The 17,282-nt window shown below is 65.1% G+C and carries 13 protein-coding genes; 7 read left to right on the top strand and 6 right to left on the bottom strand.

Annotated elements, in window-relative coordinates; all coding sequences use genetic code 11:
* Window positions 1–11: 11 nt before the first annotated feature.
* The 6 genes from JQ586_RS14665 to JQ586_RS14640 all read right to left on the bottom strand — a co-directional run bounded on the left by JQ586_RS14665 (window position 12) and on the right by JQ586_RS14640 (window position 7,608).
* The gene (locus JQ586_RS14665) at window positions 12–1,817 is read right to left on the bottom strand and encodes a gamma-glutamyltransferase family protein (RefSeq protein ID WP_212395290.1); all 1,806 of its coding nucleotides are present in this window, start codon (window positions 1,815–1,817) and stop codon (window positions 12–14) included.
* 96 nt (window positions 1,818–1,913) lie between these two features.
* A complete protein-coding gene (locus JQ586_RS14660) occupies window positions 1,914–2,912 on the bottom strand; it encodes an ABC transporter ATP-binding protein (protein WP_212395289.1) in 999 nt (332 codons plus the stop codon).
* Entirely contained in the window at window positions 2,909–3,892 is a 984-nt protein-coding gene (locus JQ586_RS14655; RefSeq protein ID WP_212395288.1) for an ABC transporter ATP-binding protein, read from the bottom strand. Before JQ586_RS14655 ends, JQ586_RS14660 begins: the two co-directional genes overlap by 4 nt.
* The gene (locus tag JQ586_RS14650) at window positions 3,889–4,860 is read right to left on the bottom strand and encodes an ABC transporter permease (protein WP_212395287.1); all 972 of its coding nucleotides are present in this window, start codon (window positions 4,858–4,860) and stop codon (window positions 3,889–3,891) included. The genes JQ586_RS14655 and JQ586_RS14650 overlap by 4 nt, the downstream gene beginning before the upstream one ends.
* 9 nt (window positions 4,861–4,869) lie before the next feature.
* Window positions 4,870–5,850 carry an ABC transporter permease gene (locus tag JQ586_RS14645; RefSeq protein WP_212395286.1) on the bottom strand — a complete coding sequence of 327 codons (981 nt, stop codon included), beginning with the start codon at window positions 5,848–5,850 and terminating at the stop codon, window positions 4,870–4,872.
* Window positions 5,851–6,009: 159 nt separating this feature from the next.
* On the bottom strand, window positions 6,010–7,608 hold the full coding sequence (locus tag JQ586_RS14640) for an ABC transporter substrate-binding protein (protein ID WP_212395285.1): 1,599 nt from the start codon (window positions 7,606–7,608) through the stop codon (window positions 6,010–6,012).
* Between the two features lie 441 nt (window positions 7,609–8,049).
* Between JQ586_RS14640 and JQ586_RS14635 the strand changes: the two genes are divergently transcribed.
* The 7 genes from JQ586_RS14635 (at window position 8,050) to JQ586_RS14605 (ending at window position 17,224) form a co-directional block, all read left to right on the top strand.
* Complete coding sequence (locus JQ586_RS14635; RefSeq protein WP_212395284.1) at window positions 8,050–8,304, top strand: DUF6489 family protein; 255 nt, start codon at window positions 8,050–8,052, stop codon at window positions 8,302–8,304.
* Between the two features lie 65 nt (window positions 8,305–8,369).
* Window positions 8,370–9,104 carry an esterase/lipase family protein gene (locus JQ586_RS14630; protein WP_249147601.1) on the top strand — a complete coding sequence of 245 codons (735 nt, stop codon included), beginning with the start codon at window positions 8,370–8,372 and terminating at the stop codon, window positions 9,102–9,104.
* A 58-nt stretch (window positions 9,105–9,162) separates the two neighbouring features.
* Window positions 9,163–10,710, top strand: coding sequence for a wax ester/triacylglycerol synthase family O-acyltransferase (locus JQ586_RS14625; protein ID WP_212395282.1), 1,548 nt, complete (start codon window positions 9,163–9,165; stop codon window positions 10,708–10,710).
* A gap of 26 nt (window positions 10,711–10,736) precedes the next feature.
* Window positions 10,737–11,732 (top strand): alpha/beta fold hydrolase, encoded by a 996-nt coding sequence (locus JQ586_RS14620; protein WP_212395281.1) that lies wholly within the window; start codon window positions 10,737–10,739, stop codon window positions 11,730–11,732.
* A gap of 125 nt (window positions 11,733–11,857) precedes the next feature.
* The gene (locus JQ586_RS14615) at window positions 11,858–15,091 is read left to right on the top strand and encodes a bifunctional cytochrome P450/NADPH--P450 reductase (RefSeq protein WP_212395280.1); all 3,234 of its coding nucleotides are present in this window, start codon (window positions 11,858–11,860) and stop codon (window positions 15,089–15,091) included.
* Window positions 15,092–15,261: 170 nt separating this feature from the next.
* Window positions 15,262–16,143 (top strand): helix-turn-helix domain-containing protein, encoded by an 882-nt coding sequence (locus tag JQ586_RS41310; protein ID WP_212395279.1) that lies wholly within the window; start codon window positions 15,262–15,264, stop codon window positions 16,141–16,143.
* A gap of 175 nt (window positions 16,144–16,318) precedes the next feature.
* Window positions 16,319–17,224: a dioxygenase gene (locus tag JQ586_RS14605; protein ID WP_212395278.1), complete on the top strand. Its 906-nt coding sequence runs from the start codon at window positions 16,319–16,321 to the stop codon at window positions 17,222–17,224.
* The last annotated feature ends 58 nt before the right edge of the window (window positions 17,225–17,282 follow it).

Genomic DNA, 17,282 nt, shown 5'->3' with positions numbered 1-17,282 from the left:
ATGCCTTCGTTCTAGCGGCCCGCGGCGTAGCCCTGCATGCCGCGCGGGTTGGCGGCGGCGCGGCGGCGGGGACCGACCTTGGAGGCCGCGGTGAGGCGGCCTTCCGACCAGTCGGGCCCAATCTCCACCACATGGCCGCGGCGCTTCAATTCGTCGATGGTCGACTTCGGCACGCGATTTTCCAGCACCAGCACGCCGGGACGCGCGGTGCGCGGCCAGAACGAGATCGGGAAATGCTCTGAGTGCCAGGCCGGCGCGTCGATCGCCTCCTGCAGATTCATCCTGGCGTGGACGTGGCGCAGGAAGAACTGCGTGATCCACTGGTCCTGCTGGTCGCCTCCGGGCGATCCCCAGGCGAGATAGGGCTCGCCGTCGCGGAGCGCCATGGTCGGTGACAGCGTCGTGCGCGGCCGCTTGCCCGGCGCCAGCGCGGCGGGATGGTTCTCCTCGAGCCAGAACATCTGGGCGCGGCTGCCGAGGCAGAAGCCGAGCTCGGGGATCACGGGCGAGGATTGCAGCCAGCCGCCGGACGGCGTCGCCGATATCATGTTGCCGGCCTTGTCGATGATGTCGAAATGCACGGTGTCGCCGCGCACCTCGCCGAACCGTCCGACCGTCGGCTCGCCCGCGCCCATGGCGCCTACGGCCTCGCGATGCCCTTCGGCGCGCCGCAGTTTCACGACCGCGCCGAACCCTTCGACCGAGCCGGGACGGAAATCCAGCGAGGCCTTGTCCTTCGAGATCAGCTTGCGGCGCTCGTCGTTATAGGCATCCGACAGCAGCGTCCCGATCGGGATGTCGTTGAACTTGGGATCGCCGTAGAAGGTCTCGCGGTCGGCATAGGCGAGCTTGGCGCATTCGACCTGGAGATGGATGAAGTCGGGGCCGGCGGGATCGAGTCCGTCGAGCTCAAATCCCTTGAGCAGTGCGAGCTGCTGCAAGGCCACCGGGCCCTGGCTCCAGACGCCGGCCTTCTGCACGGTGTAGCGGCCGTAGTCATAGGTCAGCGGCGCCTCGGTGGTTGGCTGCCAGTGCGCCATGTCGTCGGCGGAGAGCACGCCGCGATGCGGCGAGCCGGAAACATCCATCACTTCCTGGGTGCGGCAGAATCTGTCGATCGCCTCCGCGACAAAGCCCTTGGACCATGAGCGGCGGGCGCGCTCGATCTGCGCGACGCGGTCGGAACCTGCGCTCTCGGCTTCGGCAAGGATACGGGAGTAGGTCTCGGCAAGCGTCCTGTTGGTGAAGATGGTGCCGGGCTGCGGCACTTCGCCGTTCGGCAGGTAGACGTCGGCCGACGTGGTCCAGTATTTCCGGAACAACTTCTCGACCGTCTTGATGGTGGCGGAGGCGCGCTCGACCAGCGGATAGCCGTCGCGCGCGTAACCGATCGCGGGCTCCAGCACATCGCGCAGCCTCATGGTGCCGTAGTCGCGGAGCAGCAGCATCCAGGTTTCGAACGTGCCGGGCACGCAGGCCGCGAGCAGGCCGGTGCCGGGCACCATCTCGAGGCCCTCGCTGCGATAATGCGCGATTGTCGCCTTCGCCGGCGCCGGACCCTGGCCGCATATCACCTCGGTCCTTGCGCGGCTTACATCGTGCACGATCACGGGGACATCGCCGCCCGGGCCGTTCAGATGCGGCTCGACCACCTGCAGCGTGAAGGCTGCCGCGACGCCGGCATCGAAGGCGTTGCCGCCTTTTTCCAGTATGCCCATGCCGACTGCGGTCGCGATCCAGTGCGTCGAGGTGACGACGCCGAACGTGCCTTCGATCTCAGGCCTGGTGGTGAACGGATCGGGATTGATATTGCTCATGACGGTTGACCATTCTCGGGCTTCTTGCGCGCACTTGATCACAGGCTGACTGGGATGCCAACAGTCTGGTGCACATGGCACCTCCCATCCGCGTGATCAGGCCGGGACAGCTGACACGGCCGGATCGTTCACCGCATGGCAGGCGACGCCATCGATCAGATCAGGCGCTTTCTTCCGACACAGATCGAAAGCCAGAGGGCAGCGCGGGTTGAAGGAACAGCCGGACGGCGGATTGATCGGATTCGGAATCTCGCCCTTGACCGGAATGCGCTGGCGGCCGGACATCGCAAGGTCGGGAACCGCGCCTAGCAGCATCTTGGTGTAGGGCATCCTGGGGTCGCCGAACAGCCTGCGGCCTTCGGCGATCTCGACGATGCGACCAAGATACATCACGCCGATCCGGCTCGCCATGTGGCGCACGACGGCGAGGTTGTGGCTGATGAAAAGATAGGTGAGGCCGAACTTGTCCTGCAGGTCACGCATCAGATTGAGGATCTGGGCCTGCACGGAGACGTCGAGCGCCGAGGTCGGCTCGTCGCAGACGATGAACTCGGCCTCCGAGGCAAGCGCGCGAGCGATCGCGATGCGCTGGCGCTGGCCGCCGGAAAATTCATGCGGGAATTTCAGGCCGTCGTCGGGGTGCAGGCCGACCAGCGAGAGCAGTTCGCCGACGCGGGCCTTGATGTCGCGCTCGCCCTTGATCAGGTCGAAGGCGCGGATCGGCTCGGCGACGATGGCGTCGACCCGGAAGCGCGGATTGAGGCTCGCATAGGGATCCTGGAAGATCATCTGGATGCGGCGGCGCAGGCGGCGGCGCGCCTGCGACTGCCGTCGGTCGGTCATCGAGACACCGTCGATCACGACTTCGCCCGATGTCGGCGGCAGCAGCCCGACCACCATCCGCGCCACCGTGGTCTTGCCCGATCCGGATTCGCCGACCAGCGCCAGCGTCTCGCCGCGCTTGATGTCGAAGCTGACGCCGTCGACGGCCTTGAGGAATTCAAGATCACCGCCTTCGAGCACGCGATTGAGCCACGGCTTCGAGACGTCGAAGACGCGACGCAGGTTCTTCACCTCGACCAGCGTCGTGCTCATGCCGCAGTCTCCTTCGCCGGCTCGAACAGGTGGCAGGCGACGGACTGCGTACCCTGCCGGATCGGCTCCGGCCGCTCGACGCGGCAGCGGTCGAAGGCTAACGCGCAGCGCGGATTGAACGGGCAGCCCGGCGGGATCGCCGACAGCCGTGGCATCGCTCCGGGGATTTGCACGAGTCGCTTGTCGTCTCCCGCCAGCGTCGGGATCGCGCCCATCAGGCCCTTGGCGTAGGGATGCAGCGGGTTGCGCACCACCTCCTGCACCGGCCCGATTTCGGCGATGCGGCCCGAATACATCACGGCAACGCGGTCGCAGGTCTCGGCGATCACGCCCATGTCGTGGGTCACCAGCATCACCGCGGTGCCATGGTCGCGGCCGAGCCGCTTGATCAGCGCGATGATCTGCGCCTGCACCGAGACGTCGAGCGCGGTGGTCGGCTCGTCGGCGATGATCAGCTCCGGTTCGGCGCAGATCGCGAGCGCGATCACGACGCGCTGGCGCATGCCGCCGGAGAATTCGTGCGGGTAGCCGTCGATGCGTTTCTCCGGCGCGGGGATGCCCACCTCCGCGAGCAGGTCGATGGCGCGTCTTCGCGCCGCGCTTTCGCTGAGACTGGTGTGGGTGCGGATGGTCTCGACGATCTGGTCGCCGATCCGGTAGAGCGGATTGAGGCTGGTCAGGGGATCCTGGAAGATCATGCCGATCCGTTTGCCCCTGATGCGGCGGATCTGTTCCGGAGGCAGATGGTCGATCCGCGTGCCGGACAACTGGATCTCGCCGCCGGAGATGCGGCCGGGCGGGTCGATCAGCCCGATCACGGCGAGCCCCGTCACCGATTTGCCGGCACCGGATTCGCCGACCACGCCGAGCACCTCGCCCTTGGCGATGTCGAAGGACACGCCGTTGATGGCGCGCAAGGTGGCGCGGCGGGTGACGAACTCCACCTCGAGGTCACGCACGGAGAGAACAGGCTGGGTCATCGGAGCTTTGGGTTGAGTGCGTCGCGCAGCCAGTCGCCGAGCAGGTTGATGGACAGGATCAGCCCCGCCAGCGCCACACCCGGGAAGGCGACGATCCACCATTCGCCGGCGAACAGATAGTTGTTGCCGATCCGGATCAGGGTGCCGAGCGAGGGCATGGTGTCGGGCATGCCGGAACCGAGGAACGACAGCGTGGCCTCGGTGATGATCGCGAGCGCAAGGTTGATGGTGGCGATGACCAGGATCGGACCGGTGGTGTTGGGCAGGACGTGCCGCAGCATGATCTTCGGCGCGGGCAGGCCGATCAGCTGCGCGGCGGCCACATAGTCCTTGCTCTTCTCGACCATGACCGAGCCGCGCACGGTGCGGGCATATTGCACCCAGAAGCTCAGGCCGATCGCGAGCACGAGCACGCCGAGCATGCTCCACTCGTCGAGCCGGTTGCCGAGCAGTGACTTGGCGACGCCGTTGACCAGAAGCGCGATCAGGATCGCCGGGAAGGTGAGCTGCACGTCGGCGATGCGCATGATCACGCTGTCGACCGGACCGCCAAAATACCCGGCGACCAGCCCGAGCCCGATGCCGAGCAGGCCGGAGAACACGACACCAAGCACACCGACGGCGAGCGAGATCCGCAATCCATAGAGAATGCCCGAGAGCACGTCGCGGCCCTGCTCGTCGGTGCCAAGCAGGAACGGGCTCTGGCCGTCGGCGGTCCACAGCGGCGGGATCCGCGAATTCAGCAATTGCAGCTGCGACGGGTCGAACGGGTTCTGCACCGCGAGCCAGGAGGCGAAGATCGCGATCAGGAAGAACAGCAGCGTGATGAGAGCCGCCAGCATGGTCAGCTTGGAGCGGCGGAATGAATGGAAGATGTCGCTGTCGAGCGCGCGCCGGAACCAGCCGGCATTGGCGCGTGACGGCTGTGCGCCGTCTTCGCCGGGATGGGGAACGACCGCCTCGGACATGTCTTCCCCCTAGCTCGCGCGGCCGACGGTCGCGCGCAGGCGCGGATCGACCACCGTATAGAGGACGTCGACCACCAGATTGATGGTGACGAAGATCAGCGAGACCATCAGAAGATATGCGGCCATGATCGGGATATCGACGTTTTGCACGGCCTGCACGAACAGAAGCCCCATTCCTGGCCACTGGAACACGGTTTCGGTGATGATCGAAAATGCAATAACCGAGCCAAACTGCAGGCCGGCGACCGTGATCACCGGAACCAGCGTGTTCTTCAGGGCATGGCCGAAATGGATCGCGCGCGTGGTCAGCCCGCGGGCACGCGCGAAGCGGATGTAGTCGGTGCGCAGCACCTCCAGCATCTCGGCGCGCACCAGCCGCATGATCAGCGTCATCTGGAACAGGCCGAGTGTGATCGACGGCATGATCAGCGCCTTCAGGCCCGAAATCGTGAGCAGGCCGGTCGACCACCAGCCGAGCTTCACCACCTCGCCGCGGCCGAAGGAGGGCAGCCAGCCCAGCGTCACCGCGAACAGGTAGATCAGCAGGATGCCGATCAGGAAGGTCGGCAGCGAAATGCCGATCAGCGAAACGGCCTGGAATAATCTGGCGAGGACGGTGTCGCGCCTGAGCGCGGAATAGACCCCCATCAGGATGCCGCAGACCATCGCGAACAGCGTCGCGCAAATGGCGAGCTCCAGCGTCGCCGGCATGCGCTCCGCCAGCAGCGAGGAGACCGGCAGGCGGAATTGATAGGACACGCCGAACTTGAATTGCAGCGCATTGATGAAGTAGCGGCCGAACTGCACCAGCACGGGATCGTCGAGGCCGAGCGATTGCCGGATCGAGGCGCGTTCGGCAGCCGAGGTGTCGATCGAGACCATCTGGTTCACCGGGTCGCCGGCGAAGCGGAACATCGCGAACGCAATGACGCCGACGGCGAGCATGACGCCGATGGCCTGGACTGCGCGACGCAGAGTGAAAGCGAGCATCTCTACCTTTCACTGTCTTCTGGAGCCTTGACGTTTTCTTCACGCGAACCGGTATCCGCTTCGCTCGAGAACGCCCCGGCTTCGGCGCGCGGCGTTGCGCGACCGGAAAACACGAAGTCCCGGAAGCACGGCTTCCGGGACTCAATTCGCAGGCACCACCTATTCACCCTGTTTGGTCGCCCAGTAGAGCAGAACCTGGTTGTCTGCACGCTGGGTCAGCTTGACCTTGTTCGACACACCCCACGCCAGCGGCTGCTGGTGCAGCGGGATGTAGGCGTAGTCCTTGATGGTGATTTCGTAGGCCTGCTTGATCAGCTGGTCGCGCTTGGCGGTGTCGGGCTCGACCAGGATCTTGTCGGTGAGCGCATCGACTTCCTTGTTGCAATAGCCGCCGAGATTGGCCTCGCCACGGGTCGAATCCTTCGGATCGTCGCGGCAGCCGAGGATGTCGTGCAGCACATTGTGGGAATCCGAGGTCGCAGGCGTCCAACCGAGCAAGAAGAGCGAGGTCTGGTAGCCGCCCGGCTTCAGGACCTTGGCGAAATACTGCGCCTTCGGCTGCGCCAGCAGATTCACCTTGACGCCGATGCGGGCCAGCATGCCGACCACCGCCTGGCAGATCGCCGCGTCATTGACGTAGCGATCGTTCGGGCAATCCATCGTGACCTCGAAGCCGTTCGGATAACCGGCCTCGGTCAACAGCTTCTTGGCGGCATCCGGATCGGCCTTCGGCCGGACGAAGTCCTTCGACAGCGGGTAGAGCTCAGGCGCGATCATCAGCGCCGAAGGCGTCGACATGCCGCGCATGACGCGGGTCTTGATCAGATCGACGTCGATCGCCTTGTAGAAGGCTTCGCGGACGCGGATGTCCTTGAAGGGGTTCTTGCCCTTGACGCTCGAATACAGCAGCTCGTCGCGCGATTCATCCATGCCGACGAAGATGGTGCGGATTTCCGGCGCGGTCATGACCTTGGCAATTCCGCTGGCATTGACACGCTGGATGTCCTGGAGCGGCACCGGCTCGATCACGTCGACCTCGCCGGAGAGCAGCGCGGCGACCCGCGTCGCGTCGGAGCCGATCGGCGTGAAGATGATCTCCTTGAGATTATGCTCGGGCTTGCGCCAGTAGTCCGGGAAGACCTTGAACACGGTCTTCACGCCAGGCTGATGGCTCTCGATCGTAAACGGACCGGTGCCGTTCTCGTGCAGCGCGGCATAGCTCGGCGTGGTCGCGGAAGCCGGCGTCGGTGCGACGGAGTTGTTCTCCTCGCACCATTTCTTGTCCATGATGAACCAGCTATCCCATTGCGAGATCAGGATGGGATTGGGCGAGTCCAGCGTCACATCGACGGTGTAATCGTCGACCTTGGCGAACTTGGCATCGGCCGGGACGTTGCTGAGGAAGTTGGATCCCTTGGCGCGGACGCGATCGGCCGAGAACAGCACGTCGTCGGCGGTGAAGGGATCGCCATTGTGGAATTTCACGCCCTTCCGAAGATGGAAACGCCATTTGGTCGGGCTCAGTGTCTCCCAGCTTTCCGCCAGGGCCGGGATGATCTTGAGATCCTTGTCGCGCGCGGTCAGGCCTTCATAGACGTGGGCGTGATGCGCGATCGTGGTGGTTTCCTTCAGCGTATAGGGATCGAGTGACTTGAGCTCGCCCTGGTTGGCGTAACGCAGCGTCTGGGCCGATGCCGGCAGACCACATGCGACCAGCGCGACTGCTGCCGCGGCAAACAAACTCCAACGTACCGACATATGAAACCGATCCCTGCTCTTGGCCGCCGCTTGTGTCTATCCGGCTGGTTTTAGCGTCCATGTTGCCAGAGTTTGCTTCCCGCGCAAGCGCGATTTCCCAATGGGTTAACCGGTTTGTGCGAGGCGCGGCGCCATGACCCGAACGTCAGGATAGTCGGGAGGTGCGAGCGCGTGACATTCGACTTTCGCAGTGCCGCGATTCGACTTCCGCTACAATCTGGCGCCCCGGACACTCGGGTCAGTCAGGGGTGCCCGCGCCCGGGACCGATCGACGGCCGACGCCCCATTTGCCGGTAACCGACCCTTTGCCGCGGAGCGGTTTTGGTTGACCATAACGGATGATTGAGGCTGGCTGGGGCCGAGGGCAGGTGGCGGTCGCTTGCATGACTCACCCTGTCGCGGTGATACTGGCCCGGGTCAGGCGCATTTGAGGAGACGGACATGAAGGTCAACGTCGAGGTAGATTGCACGCCCCTCGAAGCGCGGCAGTTCTTCGGATTACCCGACGTCGCGCCGATGCAGACCGCCGTGATGGACAGGCTGCAGCAGCAGATGGTCTCGAACATCGACAAGGTTTCGCCTGAAGCCCTGATGCAGAGCTGGTTCACCTTCGATCCGAAGCTCGCCGAGCGCTTCCAGGACATGTTCGTGGCGATGGCCGGCCTCGGTGGCATGGTCAAGAAGGACAAGAAATAGTGGCGGTCGCGGACAGGAGCACTGACGTGACCGAACGGCGGCTGCGGCCGCCGAGCCTGCTTCTGATGCTGGCCGAGGCGCGCAGCGTGCTCGAATTCAATTCGACGCTGTTGCTGTCGCCGCTCCTGATGCAGGCGCCGAAGGGCGACGGCCATCCGGTGCTGGCGCTGCCGGGTTTCCTGGCCAGCGACCTGTCGATGGCGCCGCTGCGGCGCTATCTGAAGGAGCTCGGTTACGATGCCTATGCCTGGAACATGGGCCGCAACTTCGGCGGCGTCGTCTCGAGGCGCGCTGCGTTGCGCGATCTTTTGAAACGGGTCCATGAAGCAGCGGGACGCAAGGTCTCGATCGTTGGCTGGAGCCTGGGCGGCGTCTATGCCCGCGATCTCGCGGTGCAGATGCCCGACCTTGTGCGTTCGGTGGTCACGCTGGGAAGCCCGTTCGCTGACGACATCCGTGCCACCAACGCAACCCGGCTCTATGAGCTTCTCTCCGGCGAAGCGGTGGGCGACATCCCGGACATCCGCGCCGCGATCGCCGGCGACATGCCGGTGCCTGCGACCTCGATCTATTCCCGCACCGACGGCATCGTGAACTGGCACACCACCCAATTGCGTCCGTCGGCGACGGCGGAGAATATCGAGGTGCATTTCGCCAGTCATGTCGGGCTCGGCGTCAACCCGGCGGCCCTGTGGGCGATCGCCGACCGCCTGGCGCAGCCTGAGGGCGAGTTCCGGCATTTTGATCGGTCAGGCCCCTTTGCCATTGCCTACGGGCGGGCTGACCATGCACTATCCTGACTGAATGACGAGAGGCGCCGCCAAGGCGCCCGCATGAGTTGGTTCTCGGGAGGAAATCATGAGTGACGCCAGGAAGCTGTCCTCGCTGGACGCATCGTTTCTCTATCTGGAAACGCCGGAAATGCCGATGCATGTCGGCAGCATGGCGATCTTCCGCCTGCCCGAGGGCTACAAGGGCGACTTCTTCGAAGAGTTCAAGGCGATGATCGCCTCGCGGCTGCACATCGCGCCGATCCTGAAAGCGCGCCTGCAAAAGGCGCCGCTCGACATCGACCATCCGTCCTGGGTCGAGGACGACCAGTTCGATATCGATCGCCACATCTTCCGCGCCAGTCTGCCCCAGCCGCGCGATCGCGCGACACTGGAGCGCATCGTCGGCTGGATGCATGCCAAGCTGCTCAACCGCGCCCGCCCGCTCTGGGAGTTCTACGTGTTCGAGGGCATGAAGGACAATGAGGTCGGGCTCTATTCCAAGATGCACCATGCCTGCATCGACGGCGGCGCGGGAGCCGCGCTGACCAGCATGATCTACGACCTGACGCCGGTGCCGCGCGAGGTCGATCCGCCGACCGCGAAGAAGGTGGCGCCGGAACCGCGCGACATCGCCGCAAATCTGATCGACGCCTATCAACAGCTCTGGACCCAGCCGTTCGATGCGGCCGCCGCGCCGAAGAGCCTCGAGCTGCCGCGCTCGGGCAAGAGCGACCTCGGCTCGATCCTGTTCGACAATGCCATGTTCCAGATCGAGAGCGCGGTCAAGTTCGCCAGCAGCATGCCGACCGTCCTGAAGAGCCTTTCCGATGTCGTCGCCAAGGTCGCCGATCCGAAGTCGCGCGAAAGCCTGCAGTCGATGGCCTCGCCGCCGACCATCCTCAACAAGGCGATCTCGTCGGAGCGCAGCTTCGCCGGCACCTCGATCTCGCTGTCGCGCGCCAAGGCGCTGGCCAAGGCGTCCGGCGGCAAGCTCAACGACGTGGTGCTGGCACTCGCCTCGGGCGTGGTGCGACGCTATCTGATCAGCCAGGGCGCGCTGCCGAACAAGTCGCTCACGGCCGGCGTGCCGATCTCGCTGCGCGAGGAGGGCAATGCCGAGTCGAACAACCAGGTGTTCGGCATGATCTGCTCGATCGCGACCGACGTCGAAGACCCGAGGAAGCGGCTCGAGACCATCATCGCGCAGTCGACCAAGTCCAAGGAGATGTCGCATCCGCTGCGCGCCCTGATGCCGCAGGTCTCCAATATCTCGCTGCTGGGGGCGCCGATCCTGGTGCAGATCCTGGCCTTGCTGTACAGCCGGTCCGACCTGTCCAACGTGTTGCCGCCGGGCACCAACATCACGGTGTCGAACGTGCCGGGCCCGCGGCAGACGCTCTATGCCGCTGGCGCGGAGCTGCTGCACATCTTCCCGGTCTCGATCTCGACCCACGGGATTGCGCTGAACATCACCGTGCAGAGCTATCGCGACCAGCTCGATTTCGGCTTCATCGTGGGCGCCAACATCATTCCCCATGTGCAGGTTTTGTGCGACATGCTGCCGCTCGAATTCGATGCGCTCGAGGCGGCGTTCGCGCCTCCGCCTGCCGACATCAAGGGCGCGGCTGAATAGGATTCGGCTGAACAGGGTTCTCTGCAATGATTGACATGCCGCCGCTGCAGTTCGCCGAGACGAACGGCATCCGTATGGGCTTCTACGAAGCCGGCCCCAGGACCGACACCCCGCCCGTGGTGCTGTGCCATGGCTGGCCGGAACTGGCCTTCTCCTGGCGCCACCAGATCAAGGCACTGGGCGATGCCGGCATCCGCGTGATCGCGCCGGACCAGCGCGGTTATGGCGCGACCGACCGGCCGGAGCCGGTCGAGGCCTATGACATGGAGCACCTGACCGGCGACCTCATCGGCCTGCTCGACCATCTGAAGATCGACAAGGCGATCTTCGTCGGTCACGACTGGGGCGGCTTCGTGGTCTGGCAGATGCCGCTCCGGCACGCCGCGCGCGTCGCCGGCGTCGTCGGCGTCAACACGCCGCACTGGGACCGCGCGCCGATGGACCCGATCGCGCTGTTCCGGCAGCGCTTCGGCGACCACATGTACATCGTCCAGTTCCAGGATCCGTCGCGCGAGCCCGACAAGATCTTCGGCAGCCGGGTCGAGCAGACCTTCGATGCCTTCATGCGCAAGCCGGTGGCGCGTCCTCCGGGTGCGCCGGAGGAACAGCCGATCGCCGGCGTCGGCGCCTCGGCGCGGCTCAATCTGGCGTTCCCGCAGATGATCGCGAACTACGACGCCAAGCACGATCCGCGCATTCCGATCCTGTCGGCGGAGGAGAAGAAGGTGTTTGTCGACACCTTCACCAAGACCGGCTTCACCGGCGGCATCAACTGGTATCGCAATTTCACCCGCAACTGGGAACGCTCGGCGGGCCTCGATCATCACGTGCGGGTGCCGGCGCTGATGATCATGGCCGAGAATGACGCGGTGCTGCCGCCGTCTGCCGCCGACGGGATGGAGCGGCTGGTGCCGGACCTCGAGAAATACCTGGTGCGCGACAGCGGCCATTGGACGCAGCAGGAAAAGCCCGACGAAGTCAGCGCCAAGCTGATCGAGTGGCGTAGAAAGCGGTTTGGTTGACGACGAAGTCGTCATTCCGGGGCGGTGCGCAGCATCGAACCCGGAATCTCGAGATTCCGGGTCTGGTCCTTCGGACCATCCCGGAATGACGAGAGGGGATCGAGGCTTCAGGGGGCAATCTCGCAATGGCGTCCGGCAACAGACTGAGTCCGATCCCGCAACCGCCGACGAAGCCGGTGGTCGGCAACATGCTGTCGCTGGATTCCACCGCTCCGGTGCAGCACCTTGTCAAGCTCTCCAAGGAGCTCGGGCCGATCTTCTGGCTCGACATGATGGGCGCGCCGCTCGTGATCGTGTCCGGCCACGACCTCGTCGACGAACTCTCCGACGAGAAACGGTTCGACAAGGCGGTGCGCGGCTCGTTGCGCCGGGTGCGCGCGGTCGGCGGCGACGGCCTGTTCACGGCAGACACCACGGAGCCGAACTGGAGCAAGGCGCACAACATCCTGATGCAGCCGTTCGGCAACCGCGCCATGCAGTCCTACCATCCGAGCATGGTCGACATCGCCGAGCAGCTGGTCAAGAAATGGGAGCGGCTGAATGCCGACGAGGAGATCGATGTCGTCCACGACATGACGGCGCTCACCCTCGACACCATCGGGCTGTGCGGCTTCGACTACCGCTTCAACTCCTTCTATCGCCGCGACTACCATCCCTTCGTGGAGTCGCTGGTGCGCTCGCTCGAAACCATCATGATGACCCGCGGCCTGCCGCTCGAAGGCCTGTGGATGCAGAAGCGGCGCAAGACGCTGACCGAAGACGTCGCCTTCATGAACAAGATGGTCGACGAGATCATCGCGGAGCGGCGTGGCAATACGGCCGGGACCGACGACAAGAAGGACATGCTGGCGGCGATGATGACCGGCGTCGACCGCGCCACCGGCGAGCAGCTCGACGACGTCAACATCCGCTACCAGATCAACACATTCCTGATCGCGGGCCACGAGACCACCTCGGGCCTGTTGTCGTGCACGATCTACGCGCTGCTGAAGCATCCCGAGATCCTGAAGAAGGCCTATGAGGAGGTCGACCGGGTCCTCGGTCCCGACATCGACGCCAAGCCGACCTATCAGCAGGTCACGCAGCTCACCTATGTCACGCAATGCCTGAAGGAGGCGCTGCGGCTGTGGCCGCCGGCGCCGGCCTATGGTATCGCGCCGCTCAATGACGAGACTATCGGCGGCAAGTACAAGCTGAGGAAGAACACCTTCGTCACCGTCCTGGTGATGGCGCTGCACCGCGACCCGAGCGTCTGGGGTCCCAATCCCGACAAGTTCGATCCCGAGAATTTCAGCCGCGAGGCCGAAGCCGGCCGCCCGGTCAATGCCTGGAAGCCGTTCGGCAACGGCCAGCGCGCCTGCATCGGTCGCGGCTTTGCGATGCACGAGGCGGCGCTCGCGATCGGCATGATCCTGCAGCGCTTCAGGCTGATCGACGTGCACCGCTACCAGATGCATCTGAAGGAGACGCTGACGGTCAAGCCCGACGGCTTCAAGATCAAGGTGCGGCCACGTGATGACAAGGATCGCGGCGCATTCGCCGGCGGCGCTGGCATGGCTGCTGCCGCGCCCAAGGCGCCGCGCGCGCCGGCCACGCGCCCGGGCCACAACACGCCGATGCTGGTGCTGTACGGCTCCAACCTCGGCTCGGCCGAGGAACTGGCGACCCGGATGGCCGACCTGTCGGAGATCAACGGCTTTGCCACCCACCTTGGGCCGCTCGATGATTACGTCGGCAAGCTGCCGGAGGAGGGCGGCGTGCTGATCATCTGCGCCTCGTACAACGGCGCGGCGCCCGACAACGCCACGCAGTTCGTCAAATGGCTCGGCGGCGATCTGCCGAAGGATGCCTTCGCAAAAGTGCGCTACGCCGTGTTCGGCTGCGGCAACAGCGATTGGGCGGCGACCTACCAGTCGGTGCCGCGCTTCATCGACGAGCAACTCGCCGCGCATGGCGCGCGCGCCGTCTACCCGCGCGGTGAGGGCGATGCGCGCAGCGATCTCGACGGCCAGTTCCAGAAATGGTTCCCGGAGGCCGCCAAGGTCGCGACCAAGGAGTTCGGCATCGACTGGAATTTCACCCGTACCGCCGAAGACGAGCCGCTCTACGCGATCGAGCCGGTGGCGCAGGGCGCAGTCAACACCATCGTCGCCCAGGGCGGCGCGGTGCCGATGAAGGTGCTGGTCAACAACGAGCTGCAGAACAAGGCGGGCGCCAACCCGTCCGACAGGTCGACCCGCCACATCGAGGTCGAGCTGCCGGCGGGGCTGTCCTATCGCGTCGGCGACCATCTCAGTGTGGTGCCGCGCAACGACCCGACCTTGGTCGATTCCGTCGCACGGCGGTTCGGTTTCCTGCCGGCCGACCAGATCAAGCTTCAGGTCTCCGAGGGCCGTCGCGCGCAACTGCCGGTCGGCAATGCGGTGTCGGTCGGACGACTGCTCACCGAATTCGTCGAGCTGCAGCAGGTCGCGACCCGCAAGCAGATCCAGATCATGGCCGAGCAGACCCGCTGCCCGGTGACCAAGCCGAAGCTGATGGCCTATGTCGGCGACGACGTGGCTGCCACGGAGCGATACCGCAGCGAGGTACTGGGCAGGCGCAAATCGGTATTCGACCTGCTGGAGGAACATCCCGCCTGCGAGCTGCCGTTCCACCTCTACCTCGAAATGCTCTCGCTGCTGGCGGCGCGCTACTACTCGATCTCGTCGTCACCGGCGAACGAAGCAAAGCGCTGCAGCGTCACGGTCGGCGTGGTCGAGGCGCCGGCAAGCTCGGGCCGCGGCATCTACAAGGGCGTCTGCTCGAACTATCTGGCGCGCCGCCGCGCCGGCGATACAATCCACGCCACTGTGAAAGAGACCAAGGCGGGCTTCCGCCTGCCGGATGACAATGCGGTGCCGATCATCATGATCGGGCCGGGCACGGGGCTCGCACCGTTCCGCGGCTTCCTCGAGGAGCGCGCCGCCCGAAAGGCGAACGGCGCGGTGCTCGGACCGGCAATGCTGTTCTTCGGCTGCCGCCACCCCGAGCAGGATTTCATCTACGCCGACGAACTGAAGGCGTTCGCGGCTGATGGTCTCGCGGATCTCCACACCGCGTTCTCGCGCGCCGACGGGCCGAAGACCTATGTGCAGCATCTCCTCGCTGCCGAGAAGGATCGGGTCTGGGACCTGATCCAGCAGGGCGCGATCATTTATGTCTGCGGTGACGGCGGCAAGATGGAGCCGGACGTCAAGGCGACGTTGACGTCGATCCATCGCGAACGGACCGGCGCGGATGAGACCGCCGCGGCGCGCTGGATCGAGGAGATGGGCGCGACGAACCGTTACGTGCTCGACGTCTGGGCGGGCGGCTAGGCGGACCGTCTTGCCGGTCGGTGCGGCGGGGCTCCGGATTGTTGTTGCGTTGCAGCATGGCTGTCGGGATCAGCCGGCCTGCTGCGGATCGGTCGTATTGAAAATCGGTAGCCGTTGGGTTTCACTCGAAAGGTATCAACCCCCTCGAATCCTTGGTCTGTCGGATGCAGGTGAATTCGACTTTTGGGGTCCGGGAGACGCACGGGATCCTGGACCGCTTCCAGGCCGATTTCCGTGGCTCGAGCGAGGGGCTCGGCTGGTCGACGGCATTCGCCTCGGTGCAGCGCGAGCGGCCCTTTGACGGGCATTTCCATGCACTCTCCGACAATCTGATGGTGCTGCATCGCGGCGGCCCGGTCGACATCACCTACGTGGTCGACGGCAAGTCGGTCACCCGGCACATCCCGCGCGGCGGCGTGTTCTTCCTGCCGGCGGGACAAGCCTGCAACGTGGTGCTGCGAGAGCCGCTCGAATCCACGCATATCTATCTGCGGTCCGACCTGTTCGTGGAGCGCGAGGGCGCGTCCAGCCTGATCGGTGGGCTCGCGCCGATGCTCGGCGATCAGGATGCGGTGCTCGAGCATCTTGCCGCGGCGATCGGCGACACCATCACCGGCGGCCTGCCGGCTTCGTCGCTGTTCGTCGATCCGATCGCGCAGGCCATCGCCAACCGCTTCATCGCCATCAATTTCCACAAGCCGTCCCCGGAAGCCGGCAAGCACCCGAACCGGCTCAGCGCCCGGCAGATGCAGCGCATCCGCGACTTCGTCGAAGCTCATCTCGATACCGATATCCGGCTTGACCAGCTGGCTGAGCTCTGCGGCCGCAGCACCGAGTATTTCGTGCGGCTATTCAAGGCGACCAGCGGCGTTTCGCCGTATCAATACGTGCTCAACCTCCGGATCGAGCGCGCCAGGACGTTGCTCGGCGACGAGACGCAGAGCCTCGCCGACATCGCGCTCGCCTGCGGCTTTTCCCACCAGGAGCACCTCACCCGCATGTTCCGCCGCTTCACCGGTGTGACGCCCGGGCGTTACCGTCGCAGCCATTAGCGAGGGACAATCGACCGGATGCGTGAGCATCTCCGCCGCATCCCCCCGGGGTCGATGATTTTTCCGGTTTTGTGCAGATTTTCTCCGGTTTCGTGCAGGCTCGCCACGGCCTCCCGAAGCTAGCCTTCTCCCAACAGACCAAGATCGCCGGTTCGCCGGCCTGGGAGAAATGCCGATGGCCAATTTCAGCGAGCATGACCTCACCGACGAGGTGCTCCGCAGCTTCGCCAGCACGCCCGATGCACGGCTCAAGTTCCTGATCGAGGAGACCGTCAAGTCGCTGCACGATCTGGTGCGCCGCACCGGGTTGACCTTCGAGGAATGGAATCAGGCGATCGAGTTGCTGACCCGCACCGGGCAGACCTGCACGCCGCTGCGCCAGGAGTTCATCCTGCTTTCCGACGTGCTCGGCGTCTCCATGCTGGTCGACGCGGTCAATCACCGCGAGCGCGAGGGCGCGACCGAGACGACGGTGCTCGGACCGTTCTATGTCGGCGAGCATCGCGAGACGCCGCACGGTGCCGACATCTCCGAAGGCATCGACGGCGAGCCGATGTTCGTGCGGAGCCGCGTCACCGATCTGGCCGGCAATCCGCTCGCGGGCGCCGAGATCGACGTCTGGCACGCGGATGAGGACGGCTTCTACGATTCGCAAAAGTCCGATTACGCGACCCATGGTCCATCGCTGCGCGCCCGCTTCGTCACCGATTGCGACGGCCGCTTCTCGTTCCGCACCATCCTGCCGTGCAGCTATCCGATCCCGACCGATGGTCCCGTCGGCGATCTGATAACCGCCACGAAGCGTCACCCGATGCGCCCCGCGCACGTCCATTTCCTGGTCAAGGCCAGGGGTTACGAGCCGCTGATCACCCACGTGTTCCTCGATGGCGACGCGTACTTGCGGAGCGACGTCGTGTTCGGCGTCAAGGATGAACTCGTCGCGCGCGTCGAGCCGCGCAGCGACCCGGCCCTGCCGAACGGCGAGCAGGTCGCCGGCCCATGGCACCTGATGTCCTACGAGTTCCAGATGAAGCCCGGCACAGGCCTTGTGCCGCAGCCGATGATGTCGGCCGCGGAATGAACCCGCGCGCCTCGTGCGTGGAATGACGACCACAATCGACAAGACGACCAGGGAGAGG

It is taken from the genome of Bradyrhizobium jicamae, assembly GCF_018130215.1.
GTDB lineage: Bacteria > Pseudomonadota > Alphaproteobacteria > Rhizobiales > Xanthobacteraceae > Bradyrhizobium > Bradyrhizobium jicamae_A.
This window is presented reverse-complemented; position numbering and strand designations above follow the sequence as displayed.

Coding starts and splice junctions, on each gene's coding strand:
- JQ586_RS14665 (WP_212395290.1), bottom strand. CDS start 1,817: ATGAGCAATATCAATCCCGATCCGTTCACCACCAGGCCTGAGATCGAA.
- JQ586_RS14660 (WP_212395289.1), bottom strand. CDS start 2,912: ATGAGCACGACGCTGGTCGAGGTGAAGAACCTGCGTCGCGTCTTCGAC.
- JQ586_RS14655 (WP_212395288.1), bottom strand. CDS start 3,892: ATGACCCAGCCTGTTCTCTCCGTGCGTGACCTCGAGGTGGAGTTCGTC.
- JQ586_RS14650 (WP_212395287.1), bottom strand. CDS start 4,860: ATGTCCGAGGCGGTCGTTCCCCATCCCGGCGAAGACGGCGCACAGCCG.
- JQ586_RS14645 (WP_212395286.1), bottom strand. CDS start 5,850: ATGCTCGCTTTCACTCTGCGTCGCGCAGTCCAGGCCATCGGCGTCATG.
- JQ586_RS14640 (WP_212395285.1), bottom strand. CDS start 7,608: ATGTCGGTACGTTGGAGTTTGTTTGCCGCGGCAGCAGTCGCGCTGGTC.
- JQ586_RS14635 (WP_212395284.1), top strand. CDS start 8,050: ATGAAGGTCAACGTCGAGGTAGATTGCACGCCCCTCGAAGCGCGGCAG.
- JQ586_RS14630 (WP_249147601.1), top strand. CDS start 8,370: ATGCTGGCCGAGGCGCGCAGCGTGCTCGAATTCAATTCGACGCTGTTG.
- JQ586_RS14625 (WP_212395282.1), top strand. CDS start 9,163: ATGAGTGACGCCAGGAAGCTGTCCTCGCTGGACGCATCGTTTCTCTAT.
- JQ586_RS14620 (WP_212395281.1), top strand. CDS start 10,737: ATGATTGACATGCCGCCGCTGCAGTTCGCCGAGACGAACGGCATCCGT.
- JQ586_RS14615 (WP_212395280.1), top strand. CDS start 11,858: ATGGCGTCCGGCAACAGACTGAGTCCGATCCCGCAACCGCCGACGAAG.
- JQ586_RS14605 (WP_212395278.1), top strand. CDS start 16,319: ATGGCCAATTTCAGCGAGCATGACCTCACCGACGAGGTGCTCCGCAGC.